Annotated in this window: 3 protein-coding genes; 2 read left to right on the forward strand and 1 reads right to left on the reverse strand. The window is 62.2% G+C overall.

What is annotated here, in order from left to right; all coding sequences use genetic code 11:
* The first annotated feature begins 96 nt into the window (after positions 1-96).
* Together BMW76_RS39620 and BMW76_RS39625 are read left to right on the forward strand one after the other, a co-directional pair.
* The gene (locus BMW76_RS39620; RefSeq protein ID WP_090874122.1) at positions 97-327 is read left to right on the forward strand and encodes a hypothetical protein; all 231 of its coding nucleotides are present in this window, start codon (positions 97-99) and stop codon (positions 325-327) included.
* Positions 328-621: 294 nt separating this feature from the next.
* Complete coding sequence (locus BMW76_RS39625; protein ID WP_090874123.1) at positions 622-1674, forward strand: alpha/beta fold hydrolase; 1053 nt, start codon at positions 622-624, stop codon at positions 1672-1674.
* Positions 1675-1714: 40 nt separating this feature from the next.
* Here BMW76_RS39625 and BMW76_RS39630 read toward each other — a convergent pair.
* Positions 1715-2456, reverse strand: a 742-nt coding sequence (locus BMW76_RS39630; RefSeq protein WP_143062457.1) for an MFS transporter, incomplete at its 5' end; no start/stop codon positions are given.

A 2456-nucleotide genomic window follows, 5' to 3' on the forward strand; every position in this document is an offset into this window, starting at 1 on the left:
ACGATCCAGAACTTCGGCGGCCTGCAGGCTGTACTGTAAGTAGCAAACGATTCACCCCCTTTCAATTCGCAACTGTTCCATCCAAGGAGATTCATCATGACTTCGCTCACCATCAAAGATATTTCGCATAACGAAGAACTGTCGGCCAAGGAGCTTTCGGAAGTGCGCGGCGGAAGCAACGTCAACGCCTTCAACACGAACGCGGCATTCGGCGGCGGCTTTGCCAGCCCGGCTATCGTGGTCGCACCCGTCACGCAGACGGAAACGAAGGTCGACATTCCGACGATCCAGAACTTCGGCGGCCTGCAGTTCGTCAAGGGCGCGTAAGTTCACGGCCTTGTCGGGGGAGCACGATTCGTTTGCGCCCAAAGGCGCAGAGGAGGCGGAGCTCCCCCCGGCCGGATCAGTCGAAGGGCATCAGATCGCTTGTCCGGTGCGAACCGCGATTTGTACCCGAATGTATCTGGCCATGGATCAGATACATAACATCACAATAAGCCGGGTTCTCGACACATTGCAGATACCTTGGCGCGCTTTAATGCTTCCGTGACGGCGCTTCCTGTCGCCGCTCTATTCAAGTACCTTCCAAGCACAAGCGCGTTCAACAACAAGGAGAGGCAAATGTCAGAGAGAATCGATTCGCGTCGTCGCAGCTTCCTGGGCACAACGGCCCTTGCTTTTGCGGCTGCTCAGTTCGGCATGCTCGGTTCCGCGCGTGCGCAGACCAACGTATCGAAGTCTGCGACTGTGCCTCCGGTGAAGCCGGGCAGCCATACGTCTTTCGCGTCGCTCAAGCAGATCGACGCCGGCCTGCTGAACGTCGGCTACGCAGAGGCCGGGCCGGCCAGCGGACCTGCCGTCATCCTTCTGCATGGCTGGCCTTATGACATTTATAGCTTCGTCGATGTTGCGCCATTGCTGGCAGCGCGCGGTTATCGCGTGATCGTCCCGTATCTGCGCGGCTATGGCTCGACGCGTTTCCTTTCGCGCGACACGATGCGCAACGGACAACCTGCGGCGGTGGCAAGCGACATCACCGCACTGATGGACGCGCTCAACATCCAGCAGGCGGTACTCGCCGGCTTCGACTGGGGCGCGCGCACGGCCGATATCGTCGCGGCGCTGTGGCCGGAGCGCTGCAAGGCGCTGGTATCGGTAAGCGGCTATCTGATCGGCAGCCAGAAGGCCGGCACGATGCCGTTGCCGCCGGAGGCGGAGTTCCAGTGGTGGTATCAGTTCTATTTCGCAACGGATCGCGGACGCGTGGGCTATGAGAAGTACACGCACGAATTCGCGAAGCTGATCTGGCGACAGGCCTCGCCGAAATGGAACTTCGACGACGCCACGTACAACCGCAGTGCGGCCGCGTTCGATAATCCGGACCATGTGGAGATCACCGTCCACAACTATCGCTGGCGGCAAGGACTTGCAGCGGGCGAGGCGCGCTACGACGAGTTCGAGCAGCGACTTGCCGCGGCGCCCACGATTGGCGTGCCCACCATCACGCTGGAGGGCGACGCCAACGGCGCACCGCATCCGCCGTCGAGCGCTTACGCAGCGAAGTTCACGGGCAAGTACGAACACCGGACGATCACGGGCGGCATCGGCCATAACCTGCCGCAGGAAGCGCCACGGGCGTTTGCACAGGCGGTAGTCGACGTCGACCGCTTCTGAACGCGAGACCGATGCGGGGCCGCGCAGCCGCCGGCCCACATTACGCGCGTTCCTTGACGACCGCGAGATAGGCCTTCTTGACGTTGGCGCGTTTGCTCGCCTGACGGAGAACGGCAAGCGCTTCGGCGCGCGTGGCCACGCACGGACCCGAGCCAAGCAGCGGTTCGCCCGCCGTCTCGCGCAATGCGATCACCGACACGATACCAATCAGCGATGCACCCATCAGATAGTACGCGGGCATCATCAGATTGCCGGTGCGGTCGACGAGCCACGCAGCAACGAGCGGCGTCGTGCCGCCGAACAGCGATACCGACACATTGAAGCCGATCGCGAGCGCGCCATAGCGGATCTTCGTCGGAAAGAGCGCGGGCAGCGACGACGGCATGACACCCGTGAACGTCGACAGCAGTGCGCCGAGAATCAGCAGCCCGCCGAACACGGGCAGCACCGCGCCCGTGCGGATCAGCAGCAGCGCCGGAATCGACAGCAGGAACAGACCCACGCAGCCGAGCAGCATCACCGGCTTGCGGCCGATCCGGTCCGACAGATGGCCCGCGTACAGCGTCATCGGCATCATCAGCACCATCACGGCGAGCACGAGGAACAGGCCGTGCGATTCGTTGAAGTGCAGCGTCGCGGACAGATAGCTCGGCAGGTACGACAGCGCCATGTAGTCGGTGACGTTGAAGATCAGCACGAGGCCCACGCATTGCAGAAGCGGCTTCCACTGCTGCGCGAGCAGTTCCATGAACGTCTGCTTCGGCCGCGACTTTTCTTCGATT

Origin of the sequence: Paraburkholderia diazotrophica (assembly GCF_900108945.1) — a bacterium.
Classification (GTDB): domain Bacteria; phylum Pseudomonadota; class Gammaproteobacteria; order Burkholderiales; family Burkholderiaceae; genus Paraburkholderia; species Paraburkholderia diazotrophica.

Coding starts and splice junctions, on each gene's coding strand:
- BMW76_RS39620 (WP_090874122.1), top strand. CDS start 97: ATGACTTCGCTCACCATCAAAGATATTTCGCATAACGAAGAACTGTCG.
- BMW76_RS39625 (WP_090874123.1), top strand. CDS start 622: ATGTCAGAGAGAATCGATTCGCGTCGTCGCAGCTTCCTGGGCACAACG.